At 40.5% G+C, this 19773-nt stretch carries 19 protein-coding genes, 2 tRNA genes and 1 rRNA gene; 11 read left to right on the forward strand and 11 right to left on the reverse strand.

What is annotated here, in order from left to right:
• Window positions 1-170: 170 nt before the first annotated feature.
• From ABJH64_RS11325 to ABJH64_RS11340, 4 genes are all read right to left on the reverse strand, one after another.
• Window positions 171-245, reverse strand: a tRNA-Val gene (locus tag ABJH64_RS11325).
• A gap of 43 nt (window positions 246-288) precedes the next feature.
• Window positions 289-363: transfer RNA gene (locus ABJH64_RS11330), tRNA-Val, on the reverse strand.
• A 146-nt stretch (window positions 364-509) separates the two neighbouring features.
• Window positions 510-2054: an aldehyde dehydrogenase family protein gene (locus ABJH64_RS11335; protein ID WP_348274152.1), complete on the reverse strand. Its 1545-nt coding sequence runs from the start codon at window positions 2052-2054 to the stop codon at window positions 510-512.
• A 68-nt stretch (window positions 2055-2122) separates the two neighbouring features.
• Entirely contained in the window at window positions 2123-3148 is a 1026-nt protein-coding gene (locus tag ABJH64_RS11340) for a DUF4421 domain-containing protein (protein WP_348274153.1), read from the reverse strand.
• 290 nt (window positions 3149-3438) lie between these two features.
• On the opposite strand from ABJH64_RS11340, the gene ABJH64_RS11345 reads away from it, so the two are divergent.
• The gene (locus ABJH64_RS11345) at window positions 3439-4257 is read left to right on the forward strand and encodes a glycosyltransferase (RefSeq protein WP_348299210.1); all 819 of its coding nucleotides are present in this window, start codon (window positions 3439-3441) and stop codon (window positions 4255-4257) included.
• Here the strand turns inward: ABJH64_RS11345 and ABJH64_RS11350 are convergent, their stop codons facing one another.
• Window positions 4258-4968, reverse strand: a complete 711-nt coding sequence (locus ABJH64_RS11350; RefSeq protein WP_348274155.1) for a glycosyltransferase family 2 protein — start codon at window positions 4966-4968, stop codon at window positions 4258-4260. It abuts the gene before it with no gap.
• Window positions 4969-5187: 219 nt separating this feature from the next.
• Entirely contained in the window at window positions 5188-6390 is a 1203-nt protein-coding gene (locus ABJH64_RS11355) for a pyridoxal phosphate-dependent aminotransferase (RefSeq protein WP_348274156.1), read from the reverse strand.
• A gap of 133 nt (window positions 6391-6523) precedes the next feature.
• On the opposite strand from ABJH64_RS11355, the gene ABJH64_RS11360 reads away from it, so the two are divergent.
• Window positions 6524-7375, forward strand: a complete 852-nt coding sequence (locus ABJH64_RS11360; protein ID WP_348274157.1) for a hypothetical protein — start codon at window positions 6524-6526, stop codon at window positions 7373-7375.
• Between the two features lies 1 nt (window position 7376).
• On the opposite strand, the gene ABJH64_RS11365 is transcribed toward ABJH64_RS11360, so the two are convergent.
• Window positions 7377-7904, reverse strand: a complete 528-nt coding sequence (locus ABJH64_RS11365) for a YSC84-related protein (protein ID WP_348274158.1) — start codon at window positions 7902-7904, stop codon at window positions 7377-7379.
• Window positions 7905-7935: 31 nt separating this feature from the next.
• Window positions 7936-8292 carry a YraN family protein gene (locus tag ABJH64_RS11370; protein ID WP_348274159.1) on the reverse strand — a complete coding sequence of 119 codons (357 nt, stop codon included), beginning with the start codon at window positions 8290-8292 and terminating at the stop codon, window positions 7936-7938.
• Window positions 8293-8376: 84 nt separating this feature from the next.
• Here ABJH64_RS11370 and lipB point away from each other — a divergent pair, with 84 nt between their 5' ends.
• The 6 genes from lipB (at window position 8377) to ABJH64_RS11400 (ending at window position 14105) form a co-directional block, all read left to right on the forward strand.
• On the forward strand, window positions 8377-9102 hold the full coding sequence (lipB, locus tag ABJH64_RS11375; RefSeq protein WP_348274160.1) for a lipoyl(octanoyl) transferase LipB: 726 nt from the start codon (window positions 8377-8379) through the stop codon (window positions 9100-9102).
• Entirely contained in the window at window positions 9099-9500 is a 402-nt protein-coding gene (locus ABJH64_RS11380; RefSeq protein ID WP_348274161.1) for a hypothetical protein, read from the forward strand. Before lipB ends, ABJH64_RS11380 begins: the two co-directional genes overlap by 4 nt.
• Before the next feature lie 9 nt (window positions 9501-9509).
• Window positions 9510-10238, forward strand: a complete 729-nt coding sequence (locus ABJH64_RS11385; protein WP_348274162.1) for a 3'-5' exonuclease — start codon at window positions 9510-9512, stop codon at window positions 10236-10238.
• Window positions 10239-10312: 74 nt separating this feature from the next.
• On the forward strand, window positions 10313-12514 hold the full coding sequence (gene rnr / locus ABJH64_RS11390; protein ID WP_348274163.1) for a ribonuclease R: 2202 nt from the start codon (window positions 10313-10315) through the stop codon (window positions 12512-12514).
• Window positions 12477-13475 (forward strand): polyprenyl synthetase family protein, encoded by a 999-nt coding sequence (locus tag ABJH64_RS11395; RefSeq protein WP_348274164.1) that lies wholly within the window; start codon window positions 12477-12479, stop codon window positions 13473-13475. The genes rnr and ABJH64_RS11395 overlap by 38 nt, the downstream gene beginning before the upstream one ends.
• Window positions 13476-14105: a rhomboid family intramembrane serine protease gene (locus ABJH64_RS11400; RefSeq protein ID WP_348274165.1), complete on the forward strand. Its 630-nt coding sequence runs from the start codon at window positions 13476-13478 to the stop codon at window positions 14103-14105. It begins immediately after the preceding gene.
• Window positions 14106-14505: 400 nt separating this feature from the next.
• Here ABJH64_RS11400 and rpmA read toward each other — a convergent pair whose 3' ends face one another.
• A complete protein-coding gene (rpmA, locus tag ABJH64_RS11405) occupies window positions 14506-14766 on the reverse strand; it encodes a 50S ribosomal protein L27 (RefSeq protein ID WP_111613356.1) in 261 nt (86 codons plus the stop codon).
• A gap of 36 nt (window positions 14767-14802) precedes the next feature.
• Window positions 14803-15114: a 50S ribosomal protein L21 gene (rplU, locus tag ABJH64_RS11410; protein ID WP_348274166.1), complete on the reverse strand. Its 312-nt coding sequence runs from the start codon at window positions 15112-15114 to the stop codon at window positions 14803-14805.
• Window positions 15115-15693: 579 nt separating this feature from the next.
• Here rplU and ABJH64_RS11415 point away from each other — a divergent pair.
• From ABJH64_RS11415 to ABJH64_RS11425, 3 genes are all read left to right on the forward strand, one after another.
• Window positions 15694-16674 (forward strand): ribonucleoside-diphosphate reductase small subunit, encoded by a 981-nt coding sequence (locus ABJH64_RS11415; protein ID WP_348274167.1) that lies wholly within the window; start codon window positions 15694-15696, stop codon window positions 16672-16674.
• Window positions 16675-16710: 36 nt separating this feature from the next.
• Window positions 16711-19110, forward strand: coding sequence for a ribonucleoside-diphosphate reductase subunit alpha (locus ABJH64_RS11420; protein WP_348299657.1), 2400 nt, complete (start codon window positions 16711-16713; stop codon window positions 19108-19110).
• A gap of 72 nt (window positions 19111-19182) precedes the next feature.
• On the forward strand, window positions 19183-19623 hold the full coding sequence (locus ABJH64_RS11425; RefSeq protein ID WP_348299659.1) for a hypothetical protein: 441 nt from the start codon (window positions 19183-19185) through the stop codon (window positions 19621-19623).
• 62 nt (window positions 19624-19685) lie between these two features.
• On the opposite strand, the gene rrf is transcribed toward ABJH64_RS11425, so the two are convergent.
• Window positions 19686-19773, reverse strand: a 5S ribosomal RNA gene (gene rrf, locus ABJH64_RS11430); the annotation flags it as partial.

Genomic DNA, 19773 nt, shown 5'->3' on the forward strand with positions numbered 1-19773 from the left:
AGCTGTAAATCCAGAATGATTACTTAGATGTTTTCTCAATCGTTCATTCAGATCCTCACAGGAATGACCAAGATAAAATTGATCCAGAATAGAAGAATGCAATACGTAAAAATGACAGGCCATAATTATTCAAAAAAAAAAATCCCGAACGTAGAATCCGGGATTGAATGTGGGAGTTGAGGGATTCGAACCCCCGACCCTCTGCTTGTAAGGCAGATGCTCTGAACCAACTGAGCTAAACTCCCAAGAAATAATTATTGCTCACTTTTGAGCGTTTAAGGTAAGATGTGGGAGTTGAGGGATTCGAACCCCCGACCCTCTGCTTGTAAGGCAGATGCTCTGAACCAGCTGAGCTAAACTCCCATCTTTGATCCCCTTTCCGTTCGTAAGGGAATGCAAAGGTAATTTCTATTTCCTCTTAAGCAAATACATTTTGAAGTATCGAACCTAAACTATTGAAAATGAGAAAGAATATTTATAAAATATTTTCTAAAGAAAATTGTTGCTGACTAAATATCAAATTTAATCCCTTGCGCCAGCGGCAGTGTAGAGGAGTAATTAATCGTATTTGTCTGGCGACGCATGTAAGCTTTCCACGCATCAGAACCTGACTCTCGACCTCCACCGGTTTCTTTTTCTCCACCGAAGGCACCGCCAATTTCTGCCCCTGAGGTACCAATATTGACATTAGCAATCCCGCAATCAGAACCAGCCACAGAAAGAAAAGCTTCTGCTTCACGCATATTCGTAGTCATGATCGCTGAAGAAAGACCTTGAGGCACTCCATTTTGCATGGCGATAGCCTCTTCGAGCGTGTTGTATTTCATCAAGTACAAGATCGGGGCGAAAGTCTCATGCTGAACAATCGCAAAGTCGTTCTTTGCTTCATAGATAGCTGGCTTCACGTAGCATCCTGACTCGAATCCATCACCGTTCAGCACGCCTCCTTCTACCACTACCTTCCCTCCTTCTTTCTTGACTTTTTCTATCGCATCCAGATACATATTCACCGCATCTTTATCTATCACAGGACCTACGTGGTTCTTTTCATCCAAAGGATTCCCAATTACCAATTTGGAGTAAGCAGAGGCCAATCTAGTTTTCACTTCCTCATATACATTTTCATGGATTATCAACCGACGCGTACTTGTGCACCTTTGACCAGCTGTACCTACAGCTCCAAACAACGCCCCACGTATGGCCATATCCATATCGGCATGCTCAGTGATGATAATGGCATTATTTCCCCCTAACTCTAATAGAGATCTACCCAGTCGTCTTCCCACGGCCTCGCTGACCAATTTGCCCATCCGGGTAGATCCTGTTGCGGAAACAAGTGGAATCCTAGAGTCATTTGACATCAACTCGCCTATTTTGTAATCTCCATTGATCAAAGAGCAGATACCTTCCGGCATTCCATGCTTTTCAAAAACTTGACTGGAAATATGCTGACATGCAATCCCAGAAAGTGGTGCTTTTTCCGAAGGCTTCCATACACAGACATCCCCACAAACCCATGCCAACGCTGCATTCCAAGACCAAACGGCAACTGGGAAATTAAATGCAGAAATAATTCCAACTATTCCCATGGGATGCCATTGCTCATACATCCGATGACCAGGACGCTCAGAATGCATGGTCAGGCCATACAATTGTCTGGAAAGCCCAACCGCAAAATCACAGATATCAATCATCTCTTGCACCTCTCCTAGTCCTTCTTGGTAAGACTTTCCCATTTCATAGGAAACGAGCTTTCCTAAATCAGCCTTCTTTTCTCTCAATGCATTTCCTATCTCGCGGACTATTTCCCCTCGCTGTGGAGCCGGAACTTTCCTCCAGATTTCAAATGCACGTTGAGCTTGCTCAATTACTTTTTCATAGGCCTCCTCACTTGTTGCCTGTACCTTTCCTATCAAAGTCCCATCTACCGGGGAAAAAGATGAAATTGACGATTCCCCAGAATCAATCCAGTTTTTACCTTGTGATGTTCCTAAATTTTGGGGTTTAAGCCCGAGTCTTTTCAAAGAATTTTGAATTCCGAATTGATCTTCCATTGTAATTAAAGGTTATTATTCATTTGAGGCCTTCTCGCTAGTTATAGCAGAACTACTTAGGCTTCAAGTTACTCTTTTATGATTATTCGCACAGGATTCACCTTATTGAAATTCTTCTTAAAGCTCTTCCCAGCGTAAATCTTATAGATAAAATTGATTCGATAGTCTCCGGTGTTTACCGCCTGATCATATTGATCAACATCGATTAGGTTTAGATTCTTGTAAATATAGCTTGTGGTAATCGCAAACCGTGGACCGTTGTATCCAAAAAAACCACGCAGATAAAAGGTGGGAGCAACTCCCCAGCTTTTTTGTTCCTCCACATTCCTCCACTTTGTATATCCAATACTTAGATTGACTGCAGCTAAACCTGTCAAATAGAAATTTTCCCAAAAAACAAGAGTCCCAGCCATTCCTGCATTGGGCCCTACCATAAAATAGCTTGCCTTATCAAAGTTAATCCCTTGTGTATCAGGAGTAGTGGGCAGCAATAACGAGTCACCTCTCATATTCCCTCCATATCCTTCAATACCGACAAATGGCGAATAGGCCGACTTTTTTTGAATAGAAGACTGATTCCAAGCAGCAGCTATGGATAGTTTTTCACCAAAAAACAAATAATTCAAGTTTAGTCCCAGTGAAATTTGCCGCAAATCTTTTCTCAGATAATCCTCATCAGAATTTGGTCGGTCTTCAGCATCTATCTTATACCCATTATAGAATTGACCAAAAAAATCCACTATAACCTTCGGTGCATAGATATGGGAATGCAAGTCTAGATTGCCATTCCAATCGCCAATTTTATCCGGATACAGAAAACTTACAGGAAAAGAAGCATTAATTGTGAGATCCTGATAAGTAAATCCAAGACCCATTTTAAGACCTGTATTTGGTTTTAAAACTAGCTTTTCATTAAACCGAGGTGTGTTCGCTACCAACCTAGTGTACTTCCTCGTAAAAAACATCCGTGAGGCAATGATATCGCGTGAGCTTTCTACGTAGCTGGAATCGTATTGGAATTTTGTCCGCTGCGCAAAAACATGATTGCTTAAAATAAGAAGACTGAAAATTACTAAAACCTTAACTCGGATCATGGTGGCAAAAATATCACAGGTCGAAAGTTCACTAAAAATTACTCAAAAAAAAATCCGGGTCAAGACCCGGATTTTCTTTAAAAGAGCTGAAGTTATAAAAGTATTTATTTTAAAATAGATACACGTAAAAATCAATTAATTGCGAAAAGTTGATTAATCACCAGTTTAAAGTTATGAATTACAGATAATTAAACAAATTTTTGCTTTAGTATTTTCAATAATACCAAATCATAGTAACATACAAACACAGCCGTGACCGTGTCTTGATATGCTATTAAAATGGTGAAGTATTGCCTTATATTGCAATTCTTAAAACGTCTATCTTCTTACGCTTGCACCCGACCATCTCCATTATCATCCCCTGCTACAACCAAGCAAAATACCTTCAAGAATCAGTTGAATCTGTTTTGAAATCCAACTATACAGCGATTCAACTGGTCATCGTCAATGACGGATCCACGGACAACAGTAAGGAAATAGCAGAAAAACTCAGCGAAAAATACAGCAATATCAATTTTCTAACTCAAAAAAATTCAGGCGTTACTTCAGCTAGGAACAAGGGGATCGAATTTGCTGATGGAAAATACATACTCCCATTAGATGCTGATGACCTTATTTCACCAAATTACATTTCAGAGGCCATCAAAGTCTTGGAAGAGCGCCCAGAGGTAAAAGTTGTTTATTGTGAAGCGGTGAAATTTGACCAATCAGGGCAAAAACCCTGGAAACTCAAAGACTTCAACCTGAGCTTACTAGCGAGAGATAATATGATTTTTGTGAGTGGGATTTTCCGAAAGGTTGATTGTATGGCTGTGGGTGGATTCAGTACCGATATGAAAATGGGACGGGAAGATTGGGAATTTTGGATCAAAATGCTGAAAAATGGAGGTGAGGTGGTCAAACTTCCATTCATTGGCTTTTTTTATCGACTGCACGGCGGCAGCAAGCGAAAGAAAACAGGAACGAAACAAAAAAAGAGAGAGCGAATTGCCTACCTAAATACGAAGCACATGGATTTTTTCGAAAGAGAACTCAATGGCCCACTTCGCTTCCAACGAACTTGGTCCAAAGCTTACAATACCTTACTAAAATTTCTGGGTAAACTTTAATCAAATCTTATCCATTCCCTTCCAAAACTTAAGAAAGTAATACTTTAGCGGATTACTGTACTTGAGTTGCTTCCAAGGACGGCTCGCATGCGGTCGATGCCAAACAGGCGCATTCATTAGCACATGATTTTTGAAACCGAGCTCGATTGATTTCTTCGAGATAAAAGTATCATACCAATCCTTTGCTTCATCTAACCCTACAAAATCGTAGCTTTCCAGAAAATCTCTAGAAAAAAGCGTGCAGCAAAAACTCAAACTTCTGGCAGTATCGATCACGGATTCCTTCACTCCTTTAAATTTCAAATAGGGAAAATTTACTACTCCTTTATCATCTACTGTCACCGATCCAACCAGACCTGACTTGGCATTTGCCTTTTGAAAAGCTAACAAATCACTTATCGTATTTTCCTGCACCACCACATCTGACTCTATTACTAGGAGTGGAAGACTGGCCTCATTTGCCATTTTCTGAGCCCTCTGAAGGACTAACTTGTAATTTGGCGACGGATGATCAGTCAATTCTTCGAGATGAATCAAGTCATATCCAATCGCAAGCTGATTGCCCACCAACCCAGCTTTGGTCTCCTCTGTACTGAAGTCGTTAAAAATAATATGCCTCACTCCTACCGTGGAGCTAGCTATAGCCCTAGCTGTATCCAACGTAGTCTCTAAAGAATTTTTTACTGGGGTGATTACTAATACTTCAGCCATTGCGAAATTTTTCTCAAAAATAGGCCTTTCTTTTTAGGCAAAAAATAACCCCGGCATTTGCCGAGGTTAAGTTCTACGATTTATTGCCTCAGAATTGTTTTCAAGAAAGCCTAAAGTTTTGAGCGTATGCCCAACTTCCAAATTGAGACCACTTCGGTCATCGACCGAGGCTTCAAAGTAAAAAGCTATACCTGAATCAAAATCGTTATGCAGGCAAAATTAAGCCAATTCGTTCAATGCCTTTTTCATTCTATTCAAGGCATCTACCAGCTCCTCATCCGACGCGGCATAAGAAAGTCTGATACAATCCGGTGCGCCAAAGGCTGCTCCTGTCACCAATGACACGTGAGCTTCAGCTAAGAGGTATAGGCAAAGATCATCCGCGTCTTTTATGTCATGTCCTTTGGCCGACTTGCCAAAGAAAGCGGTGACGTCCGGGAAAAAATAGAATGCGCCCTCAGGAATATGAGTTTTGATTCCTGAAATATCACGAAGAAGATCCAGCACCAAGCCTCTTCTTCTTAGGTAAGCATTTGCCATTTCTGTAGTCGGAGTCTGATCTCCAGAGATACCTGCCAAGGCCGCACGCTGAGCGATTCCTGTCCCTCCAGAGGTGAATTGACCCTGCATTTTTTCCACAGCTTTGGCAATGAATAAAGGCGCGCAGATATATCCCACTCTCCAGCCAGTCATGGCATATCCTTTAGAGAAGCCATTCACGGTTATTGTTTTGTCAAACATGCCAGGAAATGACCCAATGCTATAGTTTCTGCCTGCGAAATTGATTTTCTCATAGATCTCATCAGCAATCACCATAATATTCTCATGCTTTTTCACTACATCTGCTATCGCTTCTAGTTCTTTTTTGCTAAAAACAGAACCTGTAGGATTACATGGTGAGGAATAAATTACCGCTTTGGTCTTTGGCGTGATCGCAGCCTCGAGCTGTGCAGCGGTAGCTTTAAAGTTATTTTCTAAGGTTCCTTCGATCAAAACTGGAACTCCACCAGCCAACTTGATAATCTCAGCATAACTTACCCAGTATGGAGAGAAAATCACTACCTCATCACCTTCGTTGACAATACACATGAAAACATTGGCGATAGAATGCTTAGCACCAGTAGATACAACGACATTTTCTGCCTTTGCATCTGCGATATCATTTTCTTCTCTCAGTTTCTTTGCGATAGCTTCTCTCAAATCCTGATATCCTGCCACAGGCGGATATGAAAAGTACTTTCCTTCATCAATGGCATCTTTTGCAGCCTGTTGAATATGCATTGGCGTCTTGAAGTCAGGCTCGCCTAGACTCAGGCTGATGATATCGATTCCTTGTGATTTCAGCTCTCTTGCTTTTTTTGCCATGGCAAGAGTGGCTGATTCCTCCATATTGATTATCCGTTCTGATAAAATAGAATTCATTGTTTGAGCGTTTTTATTACAAATTCCTCAAAAATAGATAGAAGATTATAAAATCTAAACAATCTGTGGCTTTTGATCTCTAAATGTTATTTTTGGATAAAATACACCGAAGTAAATTGCGTTTTTCTTAAAGATGAGTAGATTTTATATCAGTTTTATTTTCTTGCTGCTGCTGAGCAAGTTTACTTTTGCCCAAAAAGAAGAAGCAAAAACCCAATCAGACCCTGATTCTTCAGGCGTCGTAAATTCTCGGTTGCTGCCTACCACTATGCCATTGTTACTCTTTGATGATTCGAAGGAAAAAGAAGAGAAAAAAGAAAAAAAGAAGAAAGCACGCAAAAATGAATGGTTTGGAATCAAGACCCGAAAAGGCTACACACGAAGGGAAATTCGTGGGCAAGTGATTTTTGAACAATTCAACTACACAGACGCTACCCGCCGGCCAGATCCTTACATCAGAGATGTATATTGGTTTGATCCACAGGAAAAAAGTGTAAAATCGAAAGAGTATGAAGTGGGTAAAGGATACTTACTCCATGGCCCATACGAGCGATTAGTCAATGAAGTAGTGGTGGAAAGTGGCATGTATTACTATGGAACAAAGCATAAAACCTGGATGCTGTACGATTCCAACAACATACTTCAAGATAAAAATCACTACGCCGAAGGCTGGCCGAGAGAGTCTAGAACCCGCTATTTCGACCAATCCACCAAGACGATTCAAGAAATAATCCCCGTTCAGTATGGCCTGGAGGAAGGAAATTATTTCTATTTCTATGAGGACAAGCAAATAGCTGTCACCGGTGAGTATCAGTACGGTGAAAAAGTGGGGCTTTGGACTGAATACTGGGACACTAACAACACGAAGGCTATCAGAAAGCGAGAAATTCAATATCAGGAAACAGCATATACGAAAAATTTCCGCCCTTATATCCGAGCTGAATGGGATAAGGACGGAAATTTAGTCTATCGAAAAGACAACTGACCTATTTCTCTCGAAACTTAAACTGCTGGCCTCCCACGGAAGCTTCGTACATCAATCCGCCTTTGGTACGCGTAAATACCGCCACACCATCTACATATTTTGCATTGGCTGAAGCTCCTGAAGCGGCAGCTACCGCTGACACCTGAGCTGACATTTCTACGTTATTTGCCTTGAAGCGATCAAATGCCTCGGAATCCTCAAAGAAGACCACTTCTGAATATGCCTGACCACCTGCCTGAAAACCAATGGTTATTTGGGTCATCTTGGCATAACCTACCTGACTGCCGCCTTGAAATGCCACACCGTTTCCAGCTGCACCTCCGATTCCCAAACCACCCTTGCCAACATTAGGAAGTATGATGTAGCCATACGAGGAATCAAACAACTCCTGCATACTCGGGTCATCCTCTAGGAATGCCGCTTTTGCTTCCATACTATCTTCTTCGATTTGCTGGTCTTTCTTAGCATTTTGAGCAAAACTTGTCATCGCCAGTAGGGCAAAAAGAAATGTAATCGTTACTTTTTTCATGATTAAATATTAAAGTTTGAAAGGGATGTTTTTAGTAAAAAGCATCTTCAAAATGCCTAAAATTGATTGTTCCTGACCTGTCTTTGTACACGCCGATTATGTCAAAGCGTATATCACCATGCCAATCATTTTCGTAAATGAAATTGTCAGCGGCCTTAATTAACAGTTTTCGCTTGACAGAATCGACGAACTCTTCTGCAAATCCGAAGCCAGTTCCCGATCTGAATTTGATTTCAACAAAAATTAACAAACCTCGATGCTTCATGATTAAGTCAATTTCTGCATGGCCCGATCGGTAATTTTTCTCGACAAATTCGTATCCTTTACCAACTAGCCAGTCCGACGCAAGTAGTTCAGCCCGTTTTCCGGAATCGTTGTGTTCAGCCATCTTGGATATTTGTTTAATTTTGAAAAATCAATGATCGAACCCGATTTGAAGTCAGTTGAAAAATAAATCCTTCGGGACTCGCCAATGAATGAAATTATTAATAAAAAAGTAGAATTCCGAGATCTCGGACTGCTTGATTATCAAGCCGCTTGGGACTATCAGGAAAAGCTATTTGCTGAAACAGTGGCGCTAAAAATCAGCAATCGTACATTGGATCCCGCGGATCAATCCCCAAGCAACAATTACATGCTCTTCGTAGAGCATCCTCATGTTTTCACCCTAGGGAAAAGTGGCAAAGAAGAAAATCTGCTTTTGGATGAACAAGGCCTAGAGAAGCATCAGGCACTGTATTATAAGATCAACCGAGGAGGAGACATCACCTATCATGGCCCAGGTCAGTTGGTGGGTTACCCTATTTTAGATCTGGATAATTTCTTTACAGACATACACAAATACCTGAGATTGCTCGAAGAGGCGATCATTTTGACTTTAGCCGACTATGGAGTAGTCGCTGGTCGAATAGAAGGGCTTACGGGCGTATGGCTGGATCATCTAGAACAAAAGAATCCAAGAAAAATCTGCGCAATGGGCGTGAAATCTAGTCGCTGGGTGACCATGCACGGCTTTGCTTTCAACGTCAATGCGGATATAAGCTACTTCGGCCACATCATACCCTGTGGGATAGACGATAAAGCGGTGACCTCTCTACACCTAGAACTGGGAAAGCCCGTGAACATGGAACATGTAAAGGCAAGAGTGAAGCAGCATTTGATTGAATTATTTGAAATGGAGCGTATAGAACTTATATGAAAAAAGATATTGATTTCAGTCCGGTGACTGGAGTAAAACTAGCGATAGCCAAGGAAGAAACACCCACCGGAACCGAATGGGCAGTGTATATCATAAACCTAAACATGATAGAGCTGACCCATGTGATGATCACTTCCAAAGGATATGGGGAAATAAATGGAGAAATAAAGAAAACTTCTACCCTACGCCATAGCATGGAAGAGCTAGGAGAGCAATCGGTAGCGAAAGTAGAGGCGATTGACCCAGCTGTATTTGTGTTAAACAATGAGTTTTGGGTGAGCTATTATATTATGGATCAGATTTTTGATAAAAAGTTTATCTTTACTTCGGGCAGTTTCGAAAAAGAATTTATCAAGATGATTCCCGAAATTGGCCTAGAAGGAGTTCTCCACGCATAATAAAAGCTTATGGCAGATTTTTTGGAACAATTGAATGATATACTTTTTCTAGATATAGAGACAGCCTCACTGACCGAGAAATTTGAAGATCTGCCGGAGCGAATTCAAGAAGAATGGCTGAAGAAAGAACGTAACATCAAACCTTCAGACGTAAATACAGAGCCCGGCTCCTTATATTTTGACCGAGCGGGAATACACGCCGAATTTGGGCAGGTAGTTTGTGTAGGAGTTGGTTATTTTCAATGGATCAAAAAGGACAACAAATTATCTTTTCGATCTAAATGCTATGCAAATACCGAGGAAAAGGAACTTCTTTTAGAATTCAAAGCTTTGTTAGAAAAGAAAAAATGGATTCTTTGCGCGCACAACGGTAAAGAATTTGATTTTCCTTATCTCTGCCGCAGAATGCTAATCAATGGAGTTGCTCTGCCGGAGCCTTTGCAAATCGCAGGAAAAAAACCCTGGGAGGTTCGCCATCTTGACACGATGGAGCTCTGGAAGTTTGGAGATTACAAACATTACACCCGCTTGGAGCTTTTAGCTTCAATTTTTGGAATTCCATCTTCAAAAGATGAGCTTGACGGAAGTCAGGTCAACACTACTTTTCATCTGGAAGGAGACATAGAAAAAATCAAAAAATACTGTCTTAGAGATGTGGAAGTTACCGCCAAAGTGTTTTTAGCGATGAATCCTCAGGTAGAAAATCCGGAGATAGAAATCATTCATCTACAAGATTGAACAAACGAAAACAAAGATTAATGGGCGCAGGGACATAAATCTTTTTACCTTAACCTTAATCAACAACCCTAATCATGGGAAAGAAACCACACAGAAAAAACAACAGTAAAAACAAAGGAGGAAAACAAACGGATGCAGCCGGCTTGGCTCGTCGTATCCTCCAATTTTTAGATGCACACTACGGAGAAGAATTCAACTCCAAGCAAATCATCAAGAAACTAGAAATCCGAGACGCCCTCACCAAAGGCGGCGTAGAACCCGTCCTGAGTAAATTGGTAGAAGCGGGATCCGTTTCTAGAAATCCACGAAATTACTACTCATCCACTCAAGACCCTGAATTCATAGAAGGCATTGTGGATTTTGTAAATCCTCGCTTCGCATTCATCGTTCCACTCGATCCGGAAAAGGTAGATGGCGATATTTTGGTCAAAGAAGCCGACATGAAGCAAGCGCTCGATGGAGATAAAGTCCGAGTGATGGTCTATCCTCTGAAGGGAAAAACAGGAAGAGTGGAAGGCAAAGTTCTCGAGGTAGTAGAAAAAAACCGAGATGAATTCGTAGGCCGAGTAGAGATTTCTCCTCGATTCGCCTTTGTGGTTCCTGATTTCAAGAAAATGCATAAAGATATCTTCGTGCATAGAGGAGAACTCAATGGAGCTCAGCACGGGGAAAAAGTAGTAGTCAAACTTACCGAATGGAGAGATGGCGACAAGAATCCTACTGGAGAAGTCATCCGTGTACTCGGCAAAGCTGGAGAGCATGAAGTGGAAATTCACTCCATCATGGCTGAATTCGGATTGCCATTCGAGTATCCTGAGGAGCCAGAGAAAGAGGCTGAAGGGATCTCTGAGAAGATCACAGCAAAAGAAATCAAGAAGCGTAAAGATTTCAGAGACATCTTGACTTTTACAATTGATCCTGCAGATGCTAAGGATTTTGATGATGCTATTTCTTATAGAAAATTAGAAAATGGTAATCACGAAATCGGAGTTCACATCGCTGATGTAACTCACTACGTGCAGCCAAAAACGGCATTGGAAAAAGAAGCATATAATAGAGCGACATCAGTTTACTTGGTTGATCGCACAATTCCGATGCTTCCTGAGCGCCTGAGTAATGGACTTTGCTCACTACGTCCGCATGAAGACAAGCTAACTTTTGCCTGCGTATTTGAAGTAGATGACGAAGCAAATGTGAAAAAGCATTGGATAGGTAGAACGATCATTCATTCAGATAGAAGATACGCCTACGAAGAGGCTCAAGAGAATATTGACACACAATCGGGTGATTATTATGAGGAATTGACTTTGCTAAATGGCATGGCGAAGAAAATCCGTCAGCGTAGATTCAAGCATGGAGCTGTCAATTTTGAGACGGTGGAAGTGAAATTCAAGCTGGATGAAAAAGGCACGCCACTTGGTCTGATGATCAAAGAACGAAAGGACATACATAAACTCATTGAGGAGTTCATGCTTCTAGCAAACAAATACGTAGCTGAATTTGTCTTCAATAAAAATAAAGGAAAAGACACTTTTGTTTATAGAACTCACGATTCTCCAGATATGGAACGACTGGATACGTTCTCTGGCTTTGCGAAGCGATTTGGACATGCCTTCGATATAGAAAATGAGAACACTATATCCAAAGCACTCAATAAGCTGATGGAGGACATTCAGGGTAAGCCTGAGCAAAACGTACTAGAGCAGCTGGCAATTCGCAGTATGGCAAAAGCCAAGTACACTACTGAGCCAAAAGGGCATTTTGGTCTGGCGTTTCCCCATTATTCCCACTTCACCTCCCCTATTCGACGCTACCCGGATATGATGGTTCATCGCCTACTTGAGCATTATTTAGAAGGTGGAAAATCACCTGATGCAGAACCATGGGAGCAAAAATGTGTTCATTCTTCAGAGCGTGAAAAACGAGCTGCAGATGCCGAAAGAGCTTCCATCAAGTACAAGCAAGTAGAGTTTATGTCACTCGCTGAAGATAAAGATTATGAGGGAATTGTAGCTGGTGTCACAGAGTGGGGTGTATTTGTAGAGATCACCGAAACCAAATGTGAAGGCATGATCCGAGTACAGGATATGGACGACGATTACTATGATTTCGATCAGAAAAACATGCGATTAGTTGGTTCGAAAACAAAAAAAATGATCACTTTGGGCGACAAAGTGAAGGTCAGAGTAGTTAATACCGACATTGACCGTAGAACGATAGATTTGGAATTTGCAGATAATGATAAAAAAAAGCCACGCGCACGAGTTATTAGGTAAACTGGAAACATTCGTCCAGGATTTACATAGTACACTTGAACTAGGAAGAAATCCCCAAGAACTATATGACCCCATTACCTATATTCTAAACTTGGACGGAAAGAGAATCCGTCCTTTGCTTAGTTTATTGGCATACGGGATTTACAAACCAAATCCAGAAGATATTCTGAGCCAAGCTGCAGCTGTGGAAGTTTTTCACAACTTCACCCTGATGCATGACGACATCATGGATGATGCGCCGTTGAGGAGAGGAAAAGACGCAGTTCATGTGAAGTGGAACAAAAACGTCGCTATCCTTTCTGGAGATGTAATGCTAGTAAAAGCATACGATTTACTTCTACTTACCGAAGCAGAGAAGCTAGGTGAAGTGATACGACTTTTCAACAAAACAGCTTCTGAAGTCTGTGAAGGACAGCAATTCGATATGAATTTTGAGTCGTTAGAATTGGTATTTGAAGAAGAATACCTCACTATGATCCGCTTAAAGACCGCTGTACTTTTAGGATTTGCTTTACAATTAGGCGCTTTGCTGGCTGGTGCAGATAAGGACGATGCTCAAAAGCTGTATGATTTTGGAGTAAACATAGGGGTAGGTTTTCAGCTAAAGGATGACTTACTCGATGTGTATGCAGACCAGGCAAAATTCGGCAAACAAGTTGGCGGCGATATTATCTCCAATAAAAAAACATTCCTGTTGATCAAAGCATTGGAGCTTGCGACAGGCGAAGATGCCGAAACCTTAAACTATTGGCTAAATCAAACAGATTTTGACAAAGATGAAAAGGTAAAGGCTGTACGAGCCATCTATGAAAAGTTAGGAATTAGAGCGTTAGCGGAGTCTAAAATAAACTCCTTCTTTGAAGCAGGGTTTGAGCAATACGATGCAATTTCCTTCAATAATGAGGACTATTTTCTCGAACTAAAGCAATTAACAAAAGACCTAATTCACAGAGAAAAATAGATGGATTTATCAATTACGATTGTCCTGATTATCATCACAGCAATCAGCAGCTATTATGGAATCAATAATGGCGCCTACATGGAGCGATGCATGTTCACTCCATATATTATCAAGCGAAATAGTCAGTGGGAGCGTTTTATCACTTCAGGCTTCATTCACAAGGATTATGTTCACCTTTTCTTTAACATGTTTACGTTTTACTTCTTCGGTGGAGTTGTAGAGCAAATACTAGCCTATAAGTTTGGGGGAATACTTGGGGGAGTAATTTATGTGCTTTTCTATGTTCTGGGCATTGTGATCTCTGATATCCCAACCTATTTGAAAAATCAAGACAACAGTTACTACAGAGCATTGGGAGCCTCCGGCGGGACTGCTGCTACAGTTTTTGCCAGCATTATTATATTACCGCTTTCAGATATTTGCCTATTTGGGATATTATGTTTGCCAGGATTTATCCTTGGAGTACTTTTCCTCTTGTATTCCTATTTCAAAGGAAAGAATCAAGATGACGCGATCAATCACGATGCTCACCTTTATGGAGCAATTTTCGGAATTGTATTCATTCTGATTATTTCTCCGGAAAGCGCTACGACATTTGTAAACCAAGTACTGAGTTATAGACCATTTTAAGAAATAGATTACCATATCAAAACCCGGCTGATTACCATTAGTCGGTTTTTTTATGTCTAAGTCCAAAGGTACGGATCACTCAAAGCCCTGATCTAAAAAATTCATAACAAACGAATATTGGATTAAGGATAACTTGACCTTTACTAAGATGATTTGCTTTAAAAGCTATATGATTATCCGCAATAATGCTAGCCACCTTATATTCCTTGCTTATCTGGTTGGAAGACCGAAGCGGCCTCAAATCTTAAGTTTAACATTTGCTAAATTGCTTATTCCACCTTACTGGTAAAAATGCGGATAATCATAAAAAGCTATAATGCCTACAAGCCTTTCGAACATTAGGTCAAAAAAATAGCTCCCTCTGATAGAAGGAGCTTTTATTAATTGTTGGTTGCTTATATTAAGCTTCAGCAGGCAATACGCTTACGTATGATCTGCCATCAAATTTCTTTCTGAAGGTAACAACCCCGTCAGATGTTGCGAACAAGGTATGATCTTTTCCAAGACCAACGTTCTCACCTGGGTGATGCTTAGTACCTCTTTGTCTTACGATAATATTACCAGCGATTACTACTTCGCCACCAAATTTCTTCACACCAAGTCTCTTGGATTGTGAATCTCTACCGTTTCTGGAACTACCGACGCCTTTCTTATGTGCCATGGTTTTATTCTTTTATAGTTTTCTAAAAAAGAAAACTTAGAGTGAAATAGTTTCTATCAATACTTTGGTGAAATCTTGTCTGTGACCGTTCTTCTTCTTGTAGCCCTTACGACGCTTCTTTTTGAAGACGATGACTTTATCACCTTTTACATGATCCAGGACTTTCCCAGATACCAATGCTCCTTTGAGAAGGGGAGCTCCTACGGACACAGTTCCATCAGCCTCAGCTAATAGTACCTGGTCGAATTCCACGGAAGCGCCAGTTTCAAGGTCTAGCTTTGGAGCATAGACGAACTGATCTTTTGTTACTTTGAACTGCTTACCTGCGATGTTTACAATTGCGTACATAATTCTAGATTCTTTTGAAATCGGAGTGCAAATATAAGGAAGTTATACAAAACAAAAAACCTAGCTTCAGAAATTAATCCTGCAGTGATCGGTAAAAACCTCCGCTTCCCCTCTCTTTATCACCAAACATCCCAGTTAACCCACATTTCCTTGCAAATCTTTCACAGAAATCACCCTGCAAAATTTTGTTATATGGGCTCCAACAGATTGATGATCAAAATATTGACGAGTTCAATTTCTATCAATTTTAGCTTGAACGAAGTTCAAAAATCAAGTTGAATTTGAGTTGAAAATCTTTTTCCAAAATTATTTTCAATTAATACAAAGCCTTTCATTTGGCTACTTAATTAACTTAAAACTCTATCCATTCCAGCCTAATTATTTGATTAAATGAATGATATGTAAATTATGACTTGAGGTCAAAAGCTGAGTTAAACAAACTCGTGACAGGTTTTATTTCCCATTTTTGATTAACATATTTGCTTAAAGGCTGTTCCTAAAAGGCAGCTTTTGTTTTCGAAAGCTATTCTTCCAGTTAAATTTTACTTAGAGTTAAAAAGATTAAAGAATTCTTTACCCATGCAAAACGAACCAATTTTAGAAGAGAATAAAAATCGATTTGTCTTATTTCCAATCCAGCACGATGATATTTGGCAATACTACAAGAAAGCTGAAGCCAGCTTTTGGACTGCCGAGGAGATTGACCTAGGTCAGGATATGGTAGATTGGAAAGCTTTGAATGATGGGGAGCGCCACTTCATTTCTCATGTTTTAGCATTTTTTGCAGCCAGTGACGGAATTGTAAATGAAAACTTGGCGGAGCATTTTGTTTCTGAAGTTCAATATACTGAAGCCAAGTTTTTCTACGGTTTTCAGATTGCAATGGAAAATATCCATTCCGAAACTTACAGCTTGTTGATTGACACCTATATTAAAGACGCGGTAGAGCGGGACAAGCTTCTTCATGCCATTGAGCACATCGACTGCGTTAAGAAAAAAGCCGATTGGGCGTTGAGATGGATTGACAATGGTAACTTCCAAGAACGCCTTATTGCTTTTGCGGCCGTAGAGGGCATCTTTTTCTCAGGTTCATTCTGTTCTATATTTTGGCTAAAGAAAAGAGGTCTAATGCCAGGACTTACTTTCTCTAATGAATTAATTTCCCGTGACGAAGGCCTACACTGTGACTTTGCTTGTCACCTCTACACCAAACATCTCAACAATCAGCTTCCAAAGGAAACGGTAAGAGAGATCATACGTGATGCCGTAGAAATCGAAAAGGAATTTGTAACAGATGCCCTCCCAGTAAGGCTGATTGGAATGAACGCTGATTTAATGTGCCAATACATTGAGTTTGTGGCTGACAGACTTCTCACCGAGTTGGAGTGCGAAAAAATCTGGAACAGTACGAATCCTTTCGACTTCATGGATATGATTTCTCTTCAGGGTAAAACTAATTTCTTTGAAAAAAGAGTAGGTGATTACCAAAAAGCAGGAGTTATGAAATCTAATGAAGGCTCAGACGATTCACCAAGGTTCTCCATCGGTGAAGACTTCTAATTAAAACTTTTCCCTCAATCTAAAAATCCCATAGAAATGCTAGTACTAAAAAGAGACGGTAGGCGAGAATCAGTTCGATTCGACAAAATCACAACTAGAATTGAAAACCTCTGCTACGAGTTGGATTCTAGATTTATTCAGCCAATAGACGTTGCCAAAAAGGTAATTGATGGCTTGTATGATGGAGTATCAACAACCGAACTGGATAACTTAGCTGCAGAAGTTTGTGCCTCTCTTACGGTAAAGCACCCCGACTATGCGATACTTGCTGCAAGGATTGCTATTTCAAACCTTCACAAGACCACAAGCCAGTCTTTTTCTAACACCATGAAAAGGCTCTATACGCATGTGAACCCACTGACTAATGAGAATGCGGCACTGTTAGATCCTGAAGTTTACGGGATCATAAAAAACAACGCTGTAAAATTAGATGCAGCGATAGACTATAAGCGGGATTTTGGCTATGACTATTTTGGATTTAAAACCTTAGAGAGAAGCTATTTAATACGATTGAATGGTAAAGTAGTAGAGCGCCCTCAGCACATGCTGATGAGAGTGGCTGTAGGGATTCACAAAGAGGATTTGGATTCAGTAATTGAAACGTACAATCTACTTTCTGAAAAGTGGTTTACCCATGCTACTCCTACGCTTTTCAATGCAGGTACTCCTAAGCCTCAACTTTCATCCTGCTTCTTGCTGACGATGAAAGATGATAGTATCGATGGGATTTACGACACCTTAAAACAATGTGCTAAGATTTCCCAGTCGGCTGGAGGTATTGGTCTTTCTATTCATCATGTACGAGCTAAAGGTTCCTACATTAAGGGCACAAATGGTGTCTCAAATGGTATAGTACCTATGTTGAGAAACTTCGACATGACTGCACGTTATGTGGACCAGGGTGGAGGAAAAAGAAAAGGTAGCTTTGCCATCTATCTGGAGCCTTGGCATGCCGATATCAAAGATTTCTTAGAACTGAAGAGAAATCATGGAAAGGAAGAAATGCGAGCAAGAGATTTGTTCTATGCACTTTGGATTCCAGATCTATTTATGAAGCGTGTTGAGCAAAACTTGGAATGGTCATTATTTTGCCCTCAAGAAGCTCCAGGGCTATCCGAGTGTCATGGAGAAGAATTCGAGAGACTGTATGAAAAGTACGAGCGAGAAGGCAAAGCTCGTGAGACTATTAAAGCACAGGAATTGTGGTTTGAAGTTCTGGAATCACAAATTGAAACTGGAACTCCATACATGCTTTACAAAGATGCTGCGAATGGTAAATCCAACCAAAAGAACTTAGGTACTATCAAATCCTCTAACTTGTGTACAGAGATCATCGAGTACACAGCTCCGGATGAAGTAGCCGTTTGTAATTTGGCTTCAATTGCTCTTCCAAAGTTTGTAACCCAAGGTTCAGATGGAAAATTATTTTTTGACCATCAAAAGCTCTATGAGATCACCAAAGTAGCTACCAAAAACCTAAACAAGGTAATCGATGTCAATTATTATCCAGTGGAAGAGGCTAGAAGATCAAACTTCAGGCACCGCCCTATAGGATTGGGAATTCAAGGTCTAGCAGATGCATTCATTATGCTGCGCATGCCTTTTGATTCTCCAGAGGCAAAAGGGTTAAATGAGGACATTTTCGAAACCATGTACTTTGCAGCGGTGGAAACTTCCATGGAGCTGGCTAAAGTTCAAGGTACTTATGAAACTTACGAAGGTTCTCCAGCATCCAAAGGTGAACTTCAGTTTGATCTCTGGGGAGTTAAACCAAAATCTGGAAGATGGAATTGGGCAGAAGTAAAAGAAAAAATCAAGAAGTACGGTATGAGAAACTCTCTGTTGATGGCTCCTATGCCGACAGCTTCTACTTCTCAGATCTTGGGTAACAACGAGTGCTTTGAGCCTTACACTTCTAATATCTATACTAGAAGAACCTTGTCAGGAGAGTTCATCATTGTGAATAAGCACTTAATGAAAGATTTGATTGCTCTTGGCCTTTGGGATGACACCATGAGAAATAGATTGATCTCTACCAATGGCTCCGTCCAAAACGTACCAGGCATCCCGCAACATATTAAGGATCTCTACAAAACAGTTTGGGAGATCTCTCAAAAGATAATCATCGATATGTCTGCAGACAGAGGAGCATATATCTGTCAGTCTCAAAGCATGAACGTGTTTATGCAGGATCCAAACTTTGGAAAATTGACCTCCATGCATTTCTACGCTTGGAAAAAAGGATTGAAAACAGGAATGTATTACTTGAGATCTCAAGCAGCTACAGCAGCTATTAAATTCACGCTGGACAAGACTGGATTTGAGCCAAAAGTAGAAAATGCACAGAAAGAAATTGTCGAGTTGAAATCACAAAAACAAGACGCTATAGCTTGCTCACTGGATGATCCAGAAGGATGCGAAATGTGTGGAAGCTAAAATTTAAATTCATTAATCTTCTAAAAGCGTTTGAGAAATCAAGCGCTTTTTTTTACCCACTAATCAAAGGAAATGGATACCAAGAGCATAGAAAAATCCCTTGTAAAGCTATCTAACGATACCGAAAAAGAATTTGGTATAATGACCCCTCAACATATGGTTGAGCATTTGACTCTCACAGTGAAAATTTCTTACAAGATCAAATGGCCAGAATATGAGGTCTCCGATAAAATCCTAGAACAGAAAGAAAGTCTTCTATATAGTTCAATGAATTTTCCAAAAGGACTAAAAGCACCAGGAAGTGAAGGAGAGTTAATGGCCTTGAAATATGCAAATCTACCTGAAGCCAAAGAAAATCTTCTCCGCAGTATAGAAGAGTACCATTCATTTTTTCACTCCTACCCTGAAGCAGTCACTTTACATCCGAGGCTGGGCTGGTTAAAATTCTCGGAATGGGAAATATTTCATTTGAAGCATTTCAAGCATCATTTTGAACAGTTCAGAATTTGGTAGAAGAATAGAAAAACCCAGAAACAAAAAAACCCTTTGGGTATTAACCAAAGGGCTTTGAATAAATGAGGCGGCGACCTACTCTCCCGGGTGTAACCCCAGTACCATCGGCGCTGCAGGGCTTAACTTCTCTGTTCGGGATGGGAAGAGGTG

The organism is Algoriphagus sp., assembly GCF_039969895.1.
Classification (GTDB): Bacteria; Bacteroidota; Bacteroidia; order Cytophagales; family Cyclobacteriaceae; genus Algoriphagus.